The organism is Domibacillus enclensis (assembly GCF_900156125.1).
GTDB classification, from domain to species: Bacteria; Bacillota; Bacilli; order Bacillales; family Domibacillaceae; genus Domibacillus; species Domibacillus enclensis.
Window position 1 is genome coordinate 489,535 of record NZ_FTLX01000003.1, and the last position, 17,321, is coordinate 506,855.

General features: G+C 48.0%; 17 protein-coding genes. 16 read left to right on the forward strand and 1 reads right to left on the reverse strand.

Annotation, left to right across the window (positions count from 1 at the left end):
- Positions 1 to 4 precede the first annotated feature (4 nt).
- The 11 genes from BW952_RS09210 to BW952_RS09255 all read left to right on the forward strand — a co-directional run bounded on the left by BW952_RS09210 (position 5) and on the right by BW952_RS09255 (position 12,075).
- Positions 5 to 994, forward strand: a complete 990-nt coding sequence (locus BW952_RS09210) for an ABC transporter permease (protein WP_045849851.1) — start codon at positions 5 to 7, stop codon at positions 992 to 994.
- 29 nt (positions 995 to 1,023) lie between these two features.
- Positions 1,024 to 1,761: a Gfo/Idh/MocA family protein gene (locus BW952_RS19665; protein WP_231581310.1), complete on the forward strand. Its 738-nt coding sequence runs from the start codon at positions 1,024 to 1,026 to the stop codon at positions 1,759 to 1,761.
- A gap of 147 nt (positions 1,762 to 1,908) precedes the next feature.
- A complete protein-coding gene (locus BW952_RS19670; protein WP_231581308.1) occupies positions 1,909 to 2,172 on the forward strand; it encodes a hypothetical protein in 264 nt (87 codons plus the stop codon).
- Positions 2,173 to 2,225: 53 nt separating this feature from the next.
- Entirely contained in the window at positions 2,226 to 3,227 is a 1,002-nt protein-coding gene (locus tag BW952_RS09220) for a Gfo/Idh/MocA family oxidoreductase (RefSeq protein WP_045849850.1), read from the forward strand.
- A gap of 80 nt (positions 3,228 to 3,307) precedes the next feature.
- A complete protein-coding gene (locus BW952_RS09225; RefSeq protein ID WP_045849849.1) occupies positions 3,308 to 4,777 on the forward strand; it encodes a CoA-acylating methylmalonate-semialdehyde dehydrogenase in 1,470 nt (489 codons plus the stop codon).
- A gap of 53 nt (positions 4,778 to 4,830) precedes the next feature.
- The gene (gene iolB / locus BW952_RS09230) at positions 4,831 to 5,646 is read left to right on the forward strand and encodes a 5-deoxy-glucuronate isomerase (protein WP_045849848.1); all 816 of its coding nucleotides are present in this window, start codon (positions 4,831 to 4,833) and stop codon (positions 5,644 to 5,646) included.
- A 26-nt stretch (positions 5,647 to 5,672) separates the two neighbouring features.
- Complete coding sequence (gene iolC / locus BW952_RS09235; RefSeq protein ID WP_045849847.1) at positions 5,673 to 6,656, forward strand: 5-dehydro-2-deoxygluconokinase; 984 nt, start codon at positions 5,673 to 5,675, stop codon at positions 6,654 to 6,656.
- Between the two features lie 27 nt (positions 6,657 to 6,683).
- Positions 6,684 to 8,594 (forward strand): 3D-(3,5/4)-trihydroxycyclohexane-1,2-dione acylhydrolase (decyclizing), encoded by a 1,911-nt coding sequence (gene iolD, locus BW952_RS09240; protein WP_076496260.1) that lies wholly within the window; start codon positions 6,684 to 6,686, stop codon positions 8,592 to 8,594.
- Positions 8,595 to 8,606: 12 nt separating this feature from the next.
- Entirely contained in the window at positions 8,607 to 9,512 is a 906-nt protein-coding gene (gene iolE, locus BW952_RS09245) for a myo-inosose-2 dehydratase (protein WP_045852600.1), read from the forward strand.
- A gap of 107 nt (positions 9,513 to 9,619) precedes the next feature.
- Entirely contained in the window at positions 9,620 to 10,435 is an 816-nt protein-coding gene (locus tag BW952_RS09250) for a sugar phosphate isomerase/epimerase family protein (RefSeq protein WP_052698568.1), read from the forward strand.
- Positions 10,436 to 10,479: 44 nt separating this feature from the next.
- Complete coding sequence (locus BW952_RS09255; RefSeq protein ID WP_045852598.1) at positions 10,480 to 12,075, forward strand: solute:sodium symporter family transporter; 1,596 nt, start codon at positions 10,480 to 10,482, stop codon at positions 12,073 to 12,075.
- A 38-nt stretch (positions 12,076 to 12,113) separates the two neighbouring features.
- Here the strand turns inward: BW952_RS09255 and BW952_RS09260 are convergent, their stop codons facing one another.
- Positions 12,114 to 12,872, reverse strand: a complete 759-nt coding sequence (locus BW952_RS09260) for a DeoR/GlpR family DNA-binding transcription regulator (RefSeq protein ID WP_045852597.1) — start codon at positions 12,870 to 12,872, stop codon at positions 12,114 to 12,116.
- A 211-nt stretch (positions 12,873 to 13,083) separates the two neighbouring features.
- Between BW952_RS09260 and BW952_RS09265 the strand changes: the two genes are divergently transcribed.
- The 5 genes from BW952_RS09265 to BW952_RS09280 all read left to right on the forward strand — a co-directional run bounded on the left by BW952_RS09265 (position 13,084) and on the right by BW952_RS09280 (position 17,096).
- Positions 13,084 to 14,541, forward strand: coding sequence for a CoA-acylating methylmalonate-semialdehyde dehydrogenase (locus BW952_RS09265; RefSeq protein WP_045852596.1), 1,458 nt, complete (start codon positions 13,084 to 13,086; stop codon positions 14,539 to 14,541).
- Between the two features lie 19 nt (positions 14,542 to 14,560).
- Positions 14,561 to 15,415, forward strand: coding sequence for a class II fructose-1,6-bisphosphate aldolase (fba, locus tag BW952_RS09270; RefSeq protein WP_045852595.1), 855 nt, complete (start codon positions 14,561 to 14,563; stop codon positions 15,413 to 15,415).
- A gap of 133 nt (positions 15,416 to 15,548) precedes the next feature.
- Complete coding sequence (locus BW952_RS09275; RefSeq protein ID WP_045852594.1) at positions 15,549 to 15,866, forward strand: winged helix-turn-helix transcriptional regulator; 318 nt, start codon at positions 15,549 to 15,551, stop codon at positions 15,864 to 15,866.
- 74 nt (positions 15,867 to 15,940) lie between these two features.
- Positions 15,941 to 16,075 carry a hypothetical protein gene (locus BW952_RS19795; RefSeq protein ID WP_269430745.1) on the forward strand — a complete coding sequence of 45 codons (135 nt, stop codon included), beginning with the start codon at positions 15,941 to 15,943 and terminating at the stop codon, positions 16,073 to 16,075.
- Between the two features lie 109 nt (positions 16,076 to 16,184).
- Positions 16,185 to 17,096: a CobW family GTP-binding protein gene (locus BW952_RS09280; RefSeq protein ID WP_045852593.1), complete on the forward strand. Its 912-nt coding sequence runs from the start codon at positions 16,185 to 16,187 to the stop codon at positions 17,094 to 17,096.
- Positions 17,097 to 17,321 lie beyond the last annotated feature (225 nt).

Consider the following 17,321-nt stretch of genomic DNA (forward strand, 5'->3'; position numbering starts at 1 on the left):
GGAAATGAGTGAAGCAACGATGGAAAAACAAAAAACAGCGAGAGATCATTCATGGAAGTGGTTTTTAAGTAAATTCGGTGCGTTAATCGGACTCATCATTTTAACGGTGGTTTTGACCTTTATGTCGGACAAATTCCTGACGGTTAATAATATTATGAATATCGCCCGCCAGTCGTCAATCAATGCTCTATTAGCCATTGGCATGCTGCTGCCAATCTTAACGGCAGGCATCGACTTGTCCGTTGGCTCCATCCTGGCCATTTCGATTATGACAATGGGTATTGTCTCTGTGAATATGGGTATGAGCCCCGTTGTTGGAATCATTGTTTGTCTGGCTGTGGGAGCTGGATTTGGGTTGCTGAACGGCTTACTGCTTACAAAGCTTCGCCTGCCGCATCCATTCATCTCAACACTTGGAACAATGAATATCGCACGCGGTCTGGCGCTTATTATAACAGCTGCTGCGCCAATTGCAGGCTTTCCTTATTTGATTCAATATTTAGGTCGGGAGTTTGTTGGCCCGATTCCTGTCAGTTTTGTGCTGGTCATCTTCGTGTATATTATTTTCCATATTTTTTTAACAAGAACGCAGACAGGACGCTATATTTATGCAATTGGTGGCAATCGTGAAGCGGCCCATTTATCAGGAATCAATGTAGACCGCATTTTAATTATTGTTTACACCGTAAGTGGACTGATGGCTGGTTTAGCTGGTCTTGTCATGGTCGGTCGTGTAAATTCCGCTTTTCCGCTTGCGGGTCTTTCTTATGAGCTAGATGCCATCGCAGCGGTTATTATTGGCGGAGCCAGTTTCTTCGGTGGAGTTGGAACCGTATGGGGGACATTAATTGGAGCGCTCATCATTGCAGTATTGCGCAATGGATTGAACTTGCTAAACGTTTCAGCAGATTTTCAGATGGCTGTGATCGGTATTGTTATTATTGCAGCGGTTTATGTGGACGTACTGCGCCAGCGAAACAGCAAGAAAGGATAAAGCGGAAAAATAAAGAGAGGGAGGAAGCCATGAAGAGAAAATTTAATGTGGGTCTTTTAGGATGCGGGGAGATTAGTGATATATATTTCCGTACGTGCAGTACATTTGACATTATTCAAATAAAAGCATGTGCAAGCCGGAACATGGAAAAGGCAAAAAGCAAAGCGGAAAAATATCAAATACCTAAAGCCTGCACTATTGATGAATTAATCCATGATCCGGATCTCGATATTATTCTCAACCTGACGACTCCGGATGTTCATGCTGAAATGACGCTGGCCGCATTGGAAGCAGGAAAGCATGTCTATTCCGAAAAGCCTCTTGCAGCTAATCTGAGGGATGCGAAAAAGATATTGGATGTCGCTAAAGAGAAAGGGCTGCGTGTGGGCTGCGCACCAGATACGTTTCTCGGGGGCAGGCTTCAGGCGTGTAGAGAAGTGATAGATAACGGTATAATCGGCGAGCCTTTGGGAGCAAGTGCGTTTGTGGTTTACCCGGGACCTGAATGGATTCATCCAAATCCGGATTTTTTATTTAAAGAAGGTGCGGGACCGCTTTTGGATATCGGGCCTTATTATGTAACCGCTTTAATTTCTCTGCTGGGACCGGTTGTCACCTGCAGCGGGATGGCGAAAAAGACCTATTTGAAGAGAACTGTTCCTTCGAAGGAAAGACAGATAGACGTGGAAGTACCAACGCATGTGACCGGAAGTCTTCAATTTAAAAATGGGGTGCTGGCAACCCTTGTGACAAGCTACGATGTCTAGGATTCTGAATTGCCTAGGATCGAGATATATGGTACAGAAGGTACACTGCTGATCAATGATATCGACCCCTTTCATGGCCCCAACCTATTTGGGGGACCACTGCTGATCAGAACAAAAGATCACTCCCGGTGGAGACAGCTCCCACGAATGGACCGTTTCAAAGACTGGAAGGAAATCGTAAGTGAACATCCCTACACTGAAGATACCCGGGGTATTGGATTGGCTGACATGGCCTACGCTATACGGGATCACCGACCCGAGCGGGCGAGTTCTGAAATGGCTTATCATGCTCTTGAAGCGATGACAGGACTGCTGACATCATCAGCTCAGCAATTATTTTATCAAGTGAAAAGCACATGCTCACAGCCAAGTCCTTTGCCAAAGAATTTTCCGCATAGTGAACAAGCTTAATAAGTCTGTTCAACAATAATAAATATAATGACTCATCCAAAAGGAGACGAATGATGACTGCTAAAATACGCTGTGCGGTAATCGGTTTGGGCCGGCTTGGGTATTGGCACGCTTTAAATGCATCACGAATTCAACACGTTGAGGTGTCTACTGTTTGTGACGTAGATTTAGAACGAGCGGAAAAAGTCGCTTCAAAATTGGGCATTACTCGTTTCACAACGAATCCAGAAGACGTTTTTCAAGATGAACTCATCCAAGCTGTGATTATCACTACGCCTACAAGCACCCATTTTGACTTGTTAAAAAAGGCGTCTGACACTAAGAAAGCGATTTTTATTGAAAAGCCATTAACACTGACGGTAGAAGAAGCAAAAGAAATAACCAAGAAGATAGAACTGAGTCAAACGTTTTGCCAGGTTGGATTTATGAGACGGTTTGACCCTGCCTATGCAGAAGCAAAGCGACGGATTGCTGCTGGAGATATAGGGAAACCGATTTATTTCAGAGGGGTATCAAGGGATCCGCAAGCACCACCCCCTGATTATATTCAAAACAGCGGGGGCATTATTACGGATGTTTCCATTCATGATTTCGATATTGCTCGTTTTTTAATTAGTTCAGAAATAAAATCGATTGATACAAAAGGGAGCATATTGAAGTATCCCTTTATGTCGGAATACAACGATGTTGACCATGCACTTAGCTTTATCCGCTTTGAGTCCGGAGCTGCGGGAGACATTGAAGCAAGCCGAAATGCTCACTATGGATATGATATTCGCGCAGAAGTAGTGGGAACAGAAGGGACCATACAAATTGGCCATGATCTTCGCTACCATAACGTGAATGTGTTAACGAAATCCGGAAAATCACATGATATATTGCCAGGATTCTCAGAGCGCTTTTATGATGCGTATAGCTTGGAACTAATCGCTTTTTTTACTGATATTCTTGAAGGAAACAACTCTGCCGTAACGGCCCGGGACGGATTAAAAGCGTTAGAAGTTTCTGAAGCTGCGAATATATCTTTAAAAGAGAATAGAGAAGTATCAATTTAAAAAAGAGAAACCAATTTAAAGAGTGTTTGTTCGAACACCGTCACAAGAAATAGTTCACACCATTTTGAGGAGGACTACATATGTCAACTGTACATTCGGAATTACAATTCTTGCAGAACTATATAAATGGGGAATGGATGGACTCAGTTTCAGGTAAATTCGAAACGGTCGTGAACCCGGCAACCGGCGAAGAGATCGCACAGGTGCCATTGTCGTCAAAAGAGGATGTTCAACGGGCAGTTGAAGCAGCAGAGAAAGCGTTTCAATCCTGGTCGCAAACAGCGGTGCCAAAGCGCGCCCGCATCTTGTTCAAGTACCAGCAGCTGCTCGTCGACAATTGGGAAGAGCTGGCGAAGCTGATCACGATTGAAAACGGAAAAAGCTTGTCTGAAGCAATGGGTGAAGTGCAGCGCGGCATTGAATGTGTGGAGTTTGCCGCCGGTGCGCCGACGCTCATGATGGGCAGTCAGCTCCCGGACATTGCGACGAACATTGAATCCGGCATGTACCGCTACCCGGTGGGTGTTGTCGGCGGGATCACCCCATTCAATTTCCCAATGATGGTGCCGTGCTGGATGTACCCGCTGGCGATCGCGTGCGGCAACACATTTGTTTTGAAGCCATCCGAGCGTACACCGTTGCTCGCGGCAAAATTAGTCGACTTGTTTAAAGAAGCCGGCCTTCCTGACGGGGTGCTGAATATTGTGAACGGCGCACACGATGTGGTCAACGGCTTATTAGAGCACCCGGACGTAAAAGCGATCTCCTTTGTTGGCTCGCAGCCGGTCGCCGAATATGTGTACAAAACAGGCGCAGCGAACTTGAAACGCGTGCAGGCACTGGCTGGTGCGAAAAACCACTCGATTGTGCTGGCCGATGCAAACTTGGATTTGGCGGCGAAAGAAGTCACGGCAGCGGCATTCGGCTCAGCCGGCGAGCGCTGCATGGCGGCAGCGGTTGTGGCCGTAGAAGACAGCATCGCCGATGAATTCATCGCCAAGCTGAAAGAAGCCGCGGACAACATTAAAATCGGCAACGGCCTGGACGACGGCGTGTTCCTTGGCCCGATCATCCGCGAAGGAGCGAAAGAACGGACGATTGGCTACATTGAAGCCGGCATCGAGCAGGGTGCGACGCTTGTGCGCGATGGACGCGAGGATGCAGCGGCGAAAGGGGACGGCTATTTCCTCGGCGCGACGATTTTCGATCACGTGACACAGGAAATGTCGATTTGGCAGGATGAAATTTTTGCGCCGGTTCTTTCGATTGTCCGCGTAAAAGATTTGGCAGAAGGCGTTCAAGTGGCGAATGAATCCACACTCGCGAATGGCGCCTGCCTGTACACGGATAGCGCAGCCGCTGTACGCCAGTTCCGGGAAACAATCGATGCGGGCATGCTCGGCATTAACGTCGGCGTCCCGGCACCAATGGCGTTCTTCCCATTCTCGGGCTACAAAAATTCATTCTACGGCGACCTGCATGCGAACGGCAAAGACGGCGTCGAGTTTTATACACGCAAGAAAATGGTTACAGCACGCTACATGAAATAATTGGAGGGGGCTGTGTTCAACAGCCCTTCCTATTCAAACAGGAGGTACATAAGATGAGTCGATTGCTTCAAAAACCAATGAAAAAAAACCAGTCAAAAGGCGTTACACTCGTTCATGACCTAACACTTGAAAATTCTCCTCTCGAATATGTCGGATTTAAAGTCATTGACTTGTCTCCTGGCGCCAAGTATACGGAATCACTGTCTAAAACAGAATGCTGCATTGTCGCACTTACGGGCAAGATTCATGTCACCGTGGGAAGCGAAAAATTCCGTAACCTTGGTACACGTGAAAATGTGTTTGAGAAAATGCCGACAGACAGCGTCTACGTATCCAATGATCAAACATTTCAAGTAGAAGGCGCAACGGCTGCCCGCGTAGCATTGTGCTACTCGCCATCTCAGGATCAGCTTCCGACCAAACACATTAAAGCATCCGATGTCGCCGTTGAAAACCGGGGCATTCTGAGTAATAAACGGATGGTGCACAACATTTTACCGGACTCTGACCCAACGGCCAACAGCTTGCTTGTCGTTGAGGTTTATACAGAAAACGGAAACTGGTCCAGCTACCCGCCGCACAAGCACGACCAGGACAATCTTCCAGATGAGTCGTTTTTGGAAGAATCGTATTACCATGAAATGAACCCGCCGCAGGGCTTTGTGTTCCAGCGCGTATATACCGATGACCGGTCGATTGACGAAACGATGACGGTGGAAAACAGCGATGTGGTCCTGGTTCCTGCAGGCTACCATCCAGTTGGCGTACCGGATGGCTATAAGTCATATTATTTAAATGTCATGGCTGGCCCGACACGGATTTGGAAGTTTCACAATGATCCAGACCATGAGTGGATTTTAAAACGTTAACCCAATTAAAGGAGCGGTGAAGCCGGATGAATTATACATTTAATAATAAAAAAGAACTTGATGTGATCGCGATCGGGCGTGCCTGCATCGACTTAAATGCAAACGAATACAACCAGCCGATGGAAGAGACGATGACGTTTACGAAATACGTCGGCGGCTCGCCGGCCAACGTGGCAATCGGCAGCGCGAAGCTTGGACTGAACGTTGGTTTTATCGGCAAATTAGCCGATGATCAGCACGGTCGGTTTATCGAGCAGTACATGCGTAATGCCGGTATCGATACATCAAACATGGTGACAGACAAAGAGGGCCACAAAACAGGCCTGGCGTTCACGGAAATTTTAAGCCCGGACGAGTGCAGCATCCTCATGTACCGGGATGATGTAGCGGATCTCTATCTTGAGCCATCTGAAGTGAGCGAAGACTACATCCAGCAAGCGAAAATCCTGTTGGTGTCCGGTACAGCGCTCGCCAAAAGCCCGTCACGGGAAGCCGTTTTAAAAGCCGTCAGCCTGGCGAAAAAGCACGGCGTGAAAATTGTCTTTGAACTGGACTACCGCCCGTACACATGGACGTCGCCGGACGAAACAGCGGTGTATTACATGCTGGTCGCCGAGCAGTCGGATATCGTCATCGGCACGCGCGATGAGTTTGATGTAATGGAAAACATAAAAAACGGCGACAACAATGCCACGATTGAAAACCTATTCAACCATTCGGCTGATCTTGTCGTGATCAAGCACGGGGTAGAAGGGTCGTATGCGTATGCCAAAACAGGCGAGACCTTCCGCGCCCGCGCTTACAAAACAAACGTCTTAAAAACATTCGGCGCAGGAGATTCATATGCTTCCGCCTTTCTTTATGCCCTGGTCAGCGGCAAGGACATTGAAACGGCACTGAAATATGGAAGCGCCTCCGCGTCCATCGTGGTCAGCAAGCACAGCTCGTCCGATGCGATGCCTATTGCTTCTGACATTGAGCAGCTGATTGAAGCAGGCGTACACGTATAAATTTTGATTGAAAAGAGATGACATAACATGAGAACAGTAAGATTAACAACCGCGCAAGCGTTAATTCGATTTTTAAATCAACAGTATATTCAAGTGGATGGCGAAGAAACGCCATTCGTGGAAGGCATGTTTAACATTTTCGGCCACGGCAACGTGCTGGGCATCGGCCAGGCGCTCGAGCAGGACCCGGGCCACTTAAAGGTGTACCAGGGCAAAAATGAGCAGGGGATGGCCCATGCGGCAATCGCCTTCAGCCGTGAAAAGCTGCGCCGCAAAATTTATGCGGTGACGACATCGGCGGGCCCAGGCTCGGCCAACTTGATCGCTGCCGCGGGCACGGCACTGGCGAATAACATCCCGGTGCTCCTGCTTCCGGCGGATACGTTCGCCTCGCGCCAGCCAGACCCGGTGCTGCAGCAGCTCGAGCACGAGCACAGCACAGCGGTCACCACGAACGAAGCGTTTATGGCGGTTTCCCGCTACTGGGACCGGGTGACGCGTCCGGAACAAATCATGTCAGCCCTCATCCGTGCCTTTGAAGTGATGACGGATCCGTCGAAAGCCGGCCCGGCGACCATCTGCATCGCACAGGATGTGGAAGGCGAAGCGTTTGACTATCCAGAATCGTTTTTTGAAAAACGTGTTCACTATTTAGATCGTAAGCCAGCCATTCAGCGGGAGTTGGACGGGGCAGCGGAGCGCATCAAGGCAAGCAAAAAACCGATGATCATTGTCGGCGGCGGTGCCCGCTATTCCGGTGCCCGCGACATCTTAAAGCAACTTTCGGAAAAACACAACATTCCGCTCGTGGAAACACAGGCAGGCAAATCAACTGTTGAGGTATCATTCCAAAATAATTTGGGTGGACTGGGTATTTTGGGTACCTCTGCGGCCAACAGAGCAGCGGCAGAAGCAGACCTTGTCATCGGCGTCGGCACGCGCTACACCGACTTTACAACGTCTTCGAAAACACAATTTGATTTTGACACAACTTCATTCCTAAACATAAACGTGAGCCGTTTGCAGGCGTATAAGATGGACGCGTTTCAGGTTGTGGCCGATGCCAAAGCAGCGCTGGAGCAGCTGGCACCGCTTTTGGACGGCTACGAAACAGCATTCGGCGCCTCACTTTCAGAATGGAAAACGGAATGGCTGGCAGAACGCGATCGGCTGGCAAATGTGACCTTCAGCCGAGATGATTTTTCGCCTGAAATCAAGGAGCAGTTTTCACAGGACAATCTGAATGAATATGCGGATGCATTGGGGACCGAATTTACACAGACGTCGGCCTTGATTACGGCTAATGAAGCCGTTGAGCCTGGCAGCATTGTGGTCGGCTCGGCCGGGTCGCTGCCAGGGGATTTACAGCGGCTCTGGCATTCGGATGTGCCGAATACGTACCATCTAGAATACGGCTACTCGTGCATGGGCTACGAGGTGGCCGGTGCGCTAGGGGCAAAGCTGGCTCATCCGGATCGTGAAGTGTATGCGGCGGTTGGGGATGGCAGTTTCCTGATGCTTCATACCGAGCTTGTCACGGCGATTCAATACGGACAGAAGATCAACATTCTCCTGTTTGATAACTCGGGCTACGGCTGCATTAATAATCTGCAAATGGACAACGGCGGCGGCAGCTATTTCTGTGAATTCCGTACGCATGACCATCAGATTATGAATATTGACTATGCGAAACTGGCTGAAGCCTATGGAGCTAAATCATATAAAGCCAATACAGCTGAAGAGCTTGCGGCGGCCATTGAAGATGCGAAAAAGCAGTCCGTTTCCACGCTCATTGAAATGAAAGTGCTGCCGAAGACGATGTCAGATGGGTACGATGGCTGGTGGAACGTCGGAGTGGCCGAGGTATCGGAATCGGAAAGTGTGCAAAAAGCATACGCTGCGCGTGCAGAGAAATTAAAAACAGCGAAGGCGTATTAAGGGGGCTGCATCATGGGAGACATTTTATGGGGTATTGCCCCAATCGGCTGGCGGAATGACGACATTCCGGAAATTGGCGCAGAAAACACGCTGTCGCACTTGTTAAGCGATATCGTTGTGGCAGGATTTGACGGGACAGAAGTCGGCGGCTTCTTCCCCGAGCCGGCCATTTTAAACAAAGAGCTGAAGCTGCGCAACCTGAAGATTGCCGGCCAGTGGTTTTCTAGCTTCATTATTCGGGACGGCCTTGAGCAGGCTTCGAAGGACTTTCACGCGCACTGCGCCTATTTAAAAGAAGTAAACGCGGCGGTCGCTGTTGTTTCCGAGCAGACGTACAGCATTCAAGGAACCGATCGAAACGTTTTTACGGACAAGCCATACTTCACAGACGAAGAATGGAGCAAGCTGTGCAGCGGGCTGAATGAGCTCGGCCGGATCGCCAATGAATACGGCTTAAAGCTCGTTTTTCACCATCACCTTGGCACAGGGGTGCAGACGCTGGACGAAATCGACCGGCTCATGGAAGGAACGGACCCGAATCACGTGCACCTTCTGTATGACACAGGCCATATTTACGTCTCGGACGGTGATTACATGCCGCTCCTTGAAAAGCATATGAACCGGATCAAGCATATTCACTTTAAAGATGTCCGGGCAGACGTCATGACGGACTGTAAGGGACAAGGGCATTCCTTCAAAAATTCCTTTCTGACCGGTTTGTTTACGGTACCCGGAGATGGCTGCATCGATTTCAGAAAACCGTTTCATGCGCTTGAACAAATTGGATATGAAGGCTGGATTGTCATTGAGGCAGAACAAGACCCGGCCGTTGCCCATCCGCTTGAATACGCATTGATTGCGCGCCGGTATATAAATGAAGCATTGCTTGCAAAAGCCTCAGCCGAAAAAGTCGGATGAAATTTTTCAGTTAAATATGGATAAGTGATAGAGGTGAACCTTTAAAGTGTGAGGCAGGAGTGCTCATTTTTTAAAGGCACCTTTTCTTTTTAAAAGGAGCGATGCAGGTGAGCAGAGAATATGGTTTATGCTTATGGACAATCGGAGACTGTTCTCTCGAGGAAAAATGCCAAATAGCAAAGGAGATTGGTGTGGACGGCGTTGAAGTGGAAGGGGATTTGTCACAAGATCCGCTGCAATTAGCGTTGACGCTTCAATCGTTTGGCTTAAAGCCCTTGTCTGTAACACCGAAAAACGTGGATATTTCAAGTGAAAATGATCAAACGAGAGCAGCCGCTGTTGAATATTTTGTTCAACTAGTAGCTTGGGCAAAAGAACTTGGTGCAAAGCGGATTTGTTTGCATGGGATGGTAGGCAAGACGGTTGGATGCGGAATTGTGGAGAAGGATTGGGTGTATTTGATCGACAGCTGCCGAGTAATCATGAATAAAGCGGAGCAGTTGGGCGTTGATGTCGTGTATGAAGTATTAAATCGATATGAGAGCCATCAGGTTGTGACAGCGAAAGAAGCGTGCCGGCTAGTTGATGAAGTTGGCAGTCCGCAACTGACCTTGCTGCTAGATGCATACCATATGAATATTGAAGAGGCGAATCCGGTCGAAGCAATCCGCACGGCTGGAGCCCGTCTAGGTGTTTATCATATAGCCGACTCAAATCGGCAGGCCATTGGAAACGGCCATGCAGACCTTCGCCATCAAATCATAACGTTGCATGAGATGGGTTACAGCGGTCCCATCATTATGGAGATGACGGCGGAAGGACCGAACCCCTTTACCCCTGTGAAAGAAGGTAATTATGTACAGGTGATCAGCCGTTACTACCAAGATTCTCTTCGACAGCTGAAGGAATGGGATCACGGGTAACGCAAGCAGTTTTTGTATTTTTGATAACAACAGGAGTGATACAGTTGAGTGTTCTTTCAGTTTTTCTCTTTATTTTAATTGTAGGAAGTATTTGCTTGTTTGCTTTCAAAAAAAGCCGTGCTGTTGACAATAATAGCGCGGAAGGGTACTTTTTAGGCGGACGGAGCCTAACCGGGGTGACAATTGCCGGCACGATCATTATGACGAACCTGTCTACCGAGCAAATCGTCGGACAGAATGGACAAAGCTACATGGGCGGAATGGAAGTTATGGCCTGGGAAGTGACATCTGCCATTGCCTGCGTTTGTCTGGCGCTTATCTTTTTGCCAAAGTATTTAAAGTATGGTGTCAATACTGTTTCAGACTTTATTGAAATTCGCTATGATACGACGACGAAAAGAGTTGTATCAGCACTGTTTATTTTTACATACATGACATCGTTTCTTCCGGTTGTACTGTACTCCGGAGCACTGGTGTTTAATAAAATCTTTCAAGTGGACCGAGCGCTTGGTGTGGAGCCACTGACAGCTGTTGGAGTGATTGCAGGCGGTATTGGCATCGCGGGTCTTTTATATTTGCTCATTGGCGGGCTGTCGCTTAGCGCATTCAGCGATACAATTTATGGGGCAGGTCTGCTTATTGGCGGTTTATCGATTCCTATATTGGGGCTTACAGTGCTTGGAGACGGCAGCTTTTTCAGCGGAATTGAAACAGTCCGGACGGAGACACCTCACATGCTGAATGCGATTGGTCCAGCTGACTCCAACATCGTACCCTGGCCGACACTGTTTATGGGCATGCTCTTTAATAATTTGTTTTTCTGGTGCACCAATCAAATGATTGTCCAAAAAACGCTGGCAGGAAAAAGCTTAAAGGAAGGGCAAAAAGGAGCTTTATATGTCGGATTCTTCAAAATCTTCGGTGCATTGTTTCTCGTGTTCCCGGGGATCATTTCATACAATATGTTTGGCGATACACTGCCAACACCGGATAATGCGTACCCTTCACTTGTGACCGCTATCTTGCCGGAATGGGCATATGGCATTTTCGCCGCTGTAATTTTTGGCGCGATTTTAAGCTCATTTGTCGGTGCATTAAATGCGACTGCAACATTGTTTACGCTTGATTTTTACAAGCCGATCATCAAGAAAGATGCGTCAGACAGACAGGTGGCGCGTGCTGGAAAGCTGGTGACGATTGCAGTTGGGGTTATATCCGTCGTTATTGCGCCATTTATTTCCTTTGCTTCAGACGGATTGTACGCAGTCGTACAGGAATTTAATGGCGTGTACAGCATGCCGCTGCTGGCGCTTGTAATTCTCGGCTTTTACTCCAAATATGTAACCGCTTTTGCAGCGAAAATTACCTTTGTCTTTCACATCATCATTTACGGTTTATCCAAGATTGTGTTAGCAGACATTCATTATTTGTATGTGCTTGGCTTTTTATTCCTGGCAGATGTGTTCGTTATGTGGCTGATTGGCAGGCTGAAGCCGCTCGACAAGCCGTTTGTCTTCAAAGAAGGCACAAATAAAGTCGATTTGACACCATGGAAGCATAGAAAATGGGTGTCGGCAGTAGTCATTATCGTAATGGTCGGCATGTATATTTTGTTCTCACCTCTTGTACTTGCTTCTTAAACATATCTAATAAAGCCGGCTAAAGCGCCGGCTTTTTTTCATTCTCCTTTGATGATCTGAATTTGATACTGCCTGGCATACTGGATGTATTCTTCGGGCAAGTCGGCATCGGTAATGATGCAGTCGATGTCACTCAGCTTACAGTAAGTAGTCAAGCCGTAGCGGTTTATTTTCAACTGATCAATTAACAGAAATCTGTGCTGGCTGCGCTCGATAACCATTCGCTTCAGCTCGGTTTCAAGCGAAGAGGAATTGGTGACCCCGTTTGAAATGGAAATGCCGGTGGACGCCATAAACGCTTTCGTAATATTGTATGTTTTTAAAAGCTCCACATTTTGCGGACTCCCAAGGGCATTTGTTTTGCGCTCAAGCATACCGCCGATGACGATGACGGTTAAACGGTCAAATGGCAGTGCGCGCGTGATAAAAGCTAAATTGTTTGTCACGATGGTGATCTCTTTTTCGCAAATTCCCTCGAACATTTCCAGCGTCGTTGTGCCAGAATCGACAAAAATAATGTCCCCATCCTCGACAAAGCGCGCTGCGGCCAGCCCAATGGCTGTTTTGGCAGACTGATTGCGTACCTTTCGGGTTTGAAAGGACTCCAGTGTCTTCGGTTCTTTCGCTTTGACACCCCCGTATATTTTTGTGAACTCGCCGCTGTCAACAAGCTCCTGGACGTCACGGCGGATGGTATTTTTAGAGACTTGAAAAACAGAAACGAGTTCATCCAGGGCAACAGACTGGCGGCTCTCAATGTATTGTTTGATTTGGCTAATACGCTGTTCTTTAATCATGCGTTGTGCTCATCCTTTAAGCGTCTATTTTTCTTTAATACTATCAATATTTACTCGTTATATCATTACTTTTCCCTTTAAAGAAACATAACTTCATTTCTATGAGTATATTTTGATTAACTTTTGATATTATTTTAGTTAATTATTATTTACATGATGGATTTTTTGGCTTATTATGAGGATATGAAAAAGAAATAAAGGAGGAATTGAGATGACAAACATAGAAAAGTTGAAAAATTACATTAATGGTGAATGGGTGGACTCGGTGTCAGGTGGATTTGAAATGGTCGTCAACCCGGCAACCGGCGAAGAGATCGCACAGGTGCCATTGTCGTCAAAAGAGGATGTTCAACGGGCAGTTGAAGCAGCAGAGAAAGCGTTTCAATCCTGGTCGCAAACGGCTGTACCAAAGCGCGCCCGCATTCTGTTCAAGTACCAGCAGCTGCTCGTTGACAACTGGGAGGAGCTCGCGAAGTTAATCACGATTGAAAACGGCAAAAGCCTGTCGGAAGCAATGGGCGAAGTGCAGCGCGGCATTGAATGCGTCGAGTTTGCCGCCGGTGCGCCGACGCTCATGATGGGCAGCCAGCTTCCGGATATCGCGACGAACATTGAATCCGGCATGTACCGCTACCCGGTTGGCGTTGTTGGCGGGATCACCCCGTTCAACTTCCCGATGATGGTGCCATGCTGGATGTACCCGCTGGCGATTGCGTGCGGAAATACGTTCGTCATGAAGCCGTCCGAGCGTACGCCGTTACTTGCGGCGAAGCTTGTCGACTTGTTTAAAGAAGCCGGCCTTCCTGACGGCGTACTGAATATTGTCAACGGTGCGCATGACGTCGTAAACGGCTTGCTGGAGCACCCAGAAGTCAAAGCCATCTCCTTTGTCGGCTCCCAGCCGGTCGCCGAATATGTATACAAAACGGGTGCCGCCAACTTGAAACGCGTGCAGGCGCTTGCTGGCGCGAAAAACCACTCGATTGTGCTTTCTGATGCGAATCTGGATTTGGCGGCGAAGGAAGTAACGGCAGCGGCATTCGGCTCAGCGGGCGAGCGCTGCATGGCCGCAGCGGTTGTGGCAGTAGAAGACAGCATCGCCGATGAATTCATCGCCAAGCTGAAAGAATCAGCGGACAACATTAAAATCGGCAACGGTTTAGATGACGGCGTGTTCCTCGGCCCCATCATCCGCGAAGGGGCAAAAGAGCGGACGATCGGCTACATTGAAGCCGGCATCGAACAGGGCGCGACGCTTGTACGTGATGGACGTGAGGACGCAGCGGCGAAAGGCGACGGCTATTTCCTCGGCGCGACGATTTTCGATCACGTGACACAGGAAATGTCGATTTGGCAGGATGAAATTTTTGCGCCGGTTTTGTCGATTGTGCGTGTGAAGGATCTAGCAGAAGGCGTTCAAGTGGCCAACGAATCTACACTTGCAAACGGTGCTTGCCTGTATACAGACAGCGCAGCCGCTGTGCGTCAGTTCCGGGAAACGATTCATGCGGGCATGCTCGGCATTAACGTTGGCGTCCCAGCTCCAATGGCGTTCTTCCCATTCTCGGGCTACAAAAATTCATTTTACGGCGATCTGCATGCGAACGGCAAAGACGGCGTCGAATTTTATACACGCAAGAAAATGGTCACAGCACGGTATTTAAAATAAACGAAGAGGCGTGAGGAAGATGGCGTTAGTTTCAATGAAAGAAATGCTTCAAGAAGCGAAACAGGAAGGCTATGCGGTCGGTCAGTTTAATATGAACGGCTTGGAATTTGCTCAAGCGTTTTTGCTGGCGGCAGAAGAAGAACAGGCGCCGATTATTTTGGCTTCATCCGACCGGCTTGTTGATTACCTTGGCGGCTTTAAAACGGTTGCCGTGATGGTAAATGCATTAATGGAAGAGCTGAACATTACGGTTCCCGTCGCGCTGCATTTGGATCATGGCATGAGTGTGGACCGGTGCAAACAAGCCATTGATGCAGGCTACACGTCTGTCATGATTGATGGCTCACACAGCCCCATTGATGAAAACATTGCAATGACGAGGGAAGTTGTCACGTACGCGAAGGAAAAAGGGGTCAGTGTCGAAGCCGAAGTAGGAACCGTAGGCGGTCAGGAAGATGGCATGGTTGGCGGCATTCAATACGCGGATATCGACGAGTGTGTCCGGATCGTCGGCGAGACAGGCATTGATGCCCTTGCAGCGGCACTCGGCTCCGTTCACGGTCCATATCAAGGAGAGCCAAAGCTCGGATTCGACGAAATGAAAGAGATTTCAGAAAAAACAGCGGCTCCGCTCGTGTTGCACGGCGGATCGGGCATCCCGCTTCACCAGCTTCACCGGGCGATTGAACTCGGCCATGCCAAAGTCAACGTGAACACCGAAAACATTCAGGCATGGACCGCTTCTGTACGCAAAACCCTGGCAGATAATCCAGATGTGTATGAACCGCGTCTCATTCTGCTTCCAGCCATTGAAGCGGTGAAGGAAGCGGCCAAAACGAAGATGAAAGAGTTCAAAACGAGCGGCCGCGCATAATAAAAAAGACATTCAGGTGTACGATCTGAATGTCTTTTTTTAGTTACGAATCAATACTTAGTTTTAAAAAGTTGAAAGATATCATTTTTGGCTAAAATAAGGTATAATTAGATCATACAAAAGAGGTGATCAAATGAATCTTTGTCCGAAAGTGGAGAAAGCAATGCAGCTTTTAGGAAAGCGATGGACAGGTCTTGTCGTGAAGCAGCTGCTGGATGGACCGCAGCGCTTTTCTGAGATTAAAGCGGGCTTTCCGATCAGTGGAAAGCTGCTGACAGAGCGTTTAAAGGAGTTAGAAGATGAAGGCATTGTTACGCGAAAGGTGTATGCAGAAGTACCGGTTCGTGTTGAATATACGTTAACAGAAAAAGGACGGTCGCTGCGGCCTGTGATTGATGAAATTGAGCATTGGGCGCATGACTGGGTGGAAATTGAAGAGAAGGCCCAATAAATGTGACTTTTGACTCGTTTTAATGAGTAAAGGAGCGGGAATGGGACATGTAACATATTTAAAGGAGATACAGTATGTCCCGTGAACAGCAGGCATTGCTTGAAATGATGCAGGAAGTACACTCACATGGAGAGCAGCAGGAAACCGACTTGAATGCCCTCATGACTCTTATTACTGAAAAATTGGCGCCCGTGATGAAACCTGAGTAAGGCAGGAATCTATTTTCCTGCTTTTTGTTTTGTGAAAAAACAAGAGAACGTGTAAAATACAACTAGAAACTAAATCGGAATTATGTTGATTTAAGAAAGGCAGGTACGGATGAAAACAGAACTTTATATTATTGGCGGCTTTTTAGGAAGCGGAAAAACAACGCTATTGCTTCAATTACTGCAAAAGGAAAAACAGGCTGGAAGAAAAACAGCTGTTTTAATGAACGAAATCGGTTCACTTTCTGTGGATTCAGCGGTTCTCGGCGAAGATACAGCTGTGCGTGATATGCTCAACGGCTGCATTTGCTGCACGATTAAGGACGAAATTGAAGTAGAGCTGCTGACCCTCTATAAAGAGCACCGGCCAGATGTTATCTATATTGAAACAACAGGTGCCGCGCATCCGATGGAAGTGCTGGACGCCTGCACGTCGCCTTTGATTGCGATGCAAATTGACGTAAAAGGCATTTTGACACTTGTTGACTGCATACGCTGGCTGGAGCGGCAGCGTCTGCCAATCGCTCATCGAAAGCTTATGGAGGATCAAGCACGCTGGAGCGATGCTGTTGCTTTAACGAAAACCGATCTGGCCAGCAGCGAACAAGTGGAGCAAGTGAAAAAGGAAATCAGAGCATTAAATGAAAAAGTAGATCTCCGAACGATGGATTTCGGCAAAGTCGAGGGCGGCATTTTTTTTGGCGGCGGACAAAAAGCAGCAAGACAGCACCACGCACACCTTCATCTGCACGTTCGCACATTTGCGTATGAGTTCGTCAACCACGTACCGCGAGCCGCTTTTATCAAATGGGTGGAGCAGCTGCCGGATACCGTGCTTCGAATTAAAGGGTTTGTGAAATTTGAGGATTCTGGCGAGCGGCCGGAGCTGTTTCAATATGCCTATGGGGTACCGTTTTTTCAGCCGCAGCCGATGAAGCTTCCGACCGTGATCGTTGTGATTGGCGATGGATTGGATGAAGAACAGCTGAAAGGTCAATTAAACGCACTGGAAGGAATCTTTTAAACGCTGCTAACGCTGATAGATACAAAATAACGCCGGTAAAATGAAGTACCGGCTTTACATGTTGTTGAAAAAAGAACATGTCAATGAAAAGCAGGTGACTACTTCTCTTTTTCAACGCTACTATGCTTACGCGAACACGGTTCGGGCGGCTTCTGCAGGACTTCGCGTTCGGAGGGGCGGGCGGTGAGCTAACTTTTGTCGCTACGCTCCAAAAGTGGATCTCAC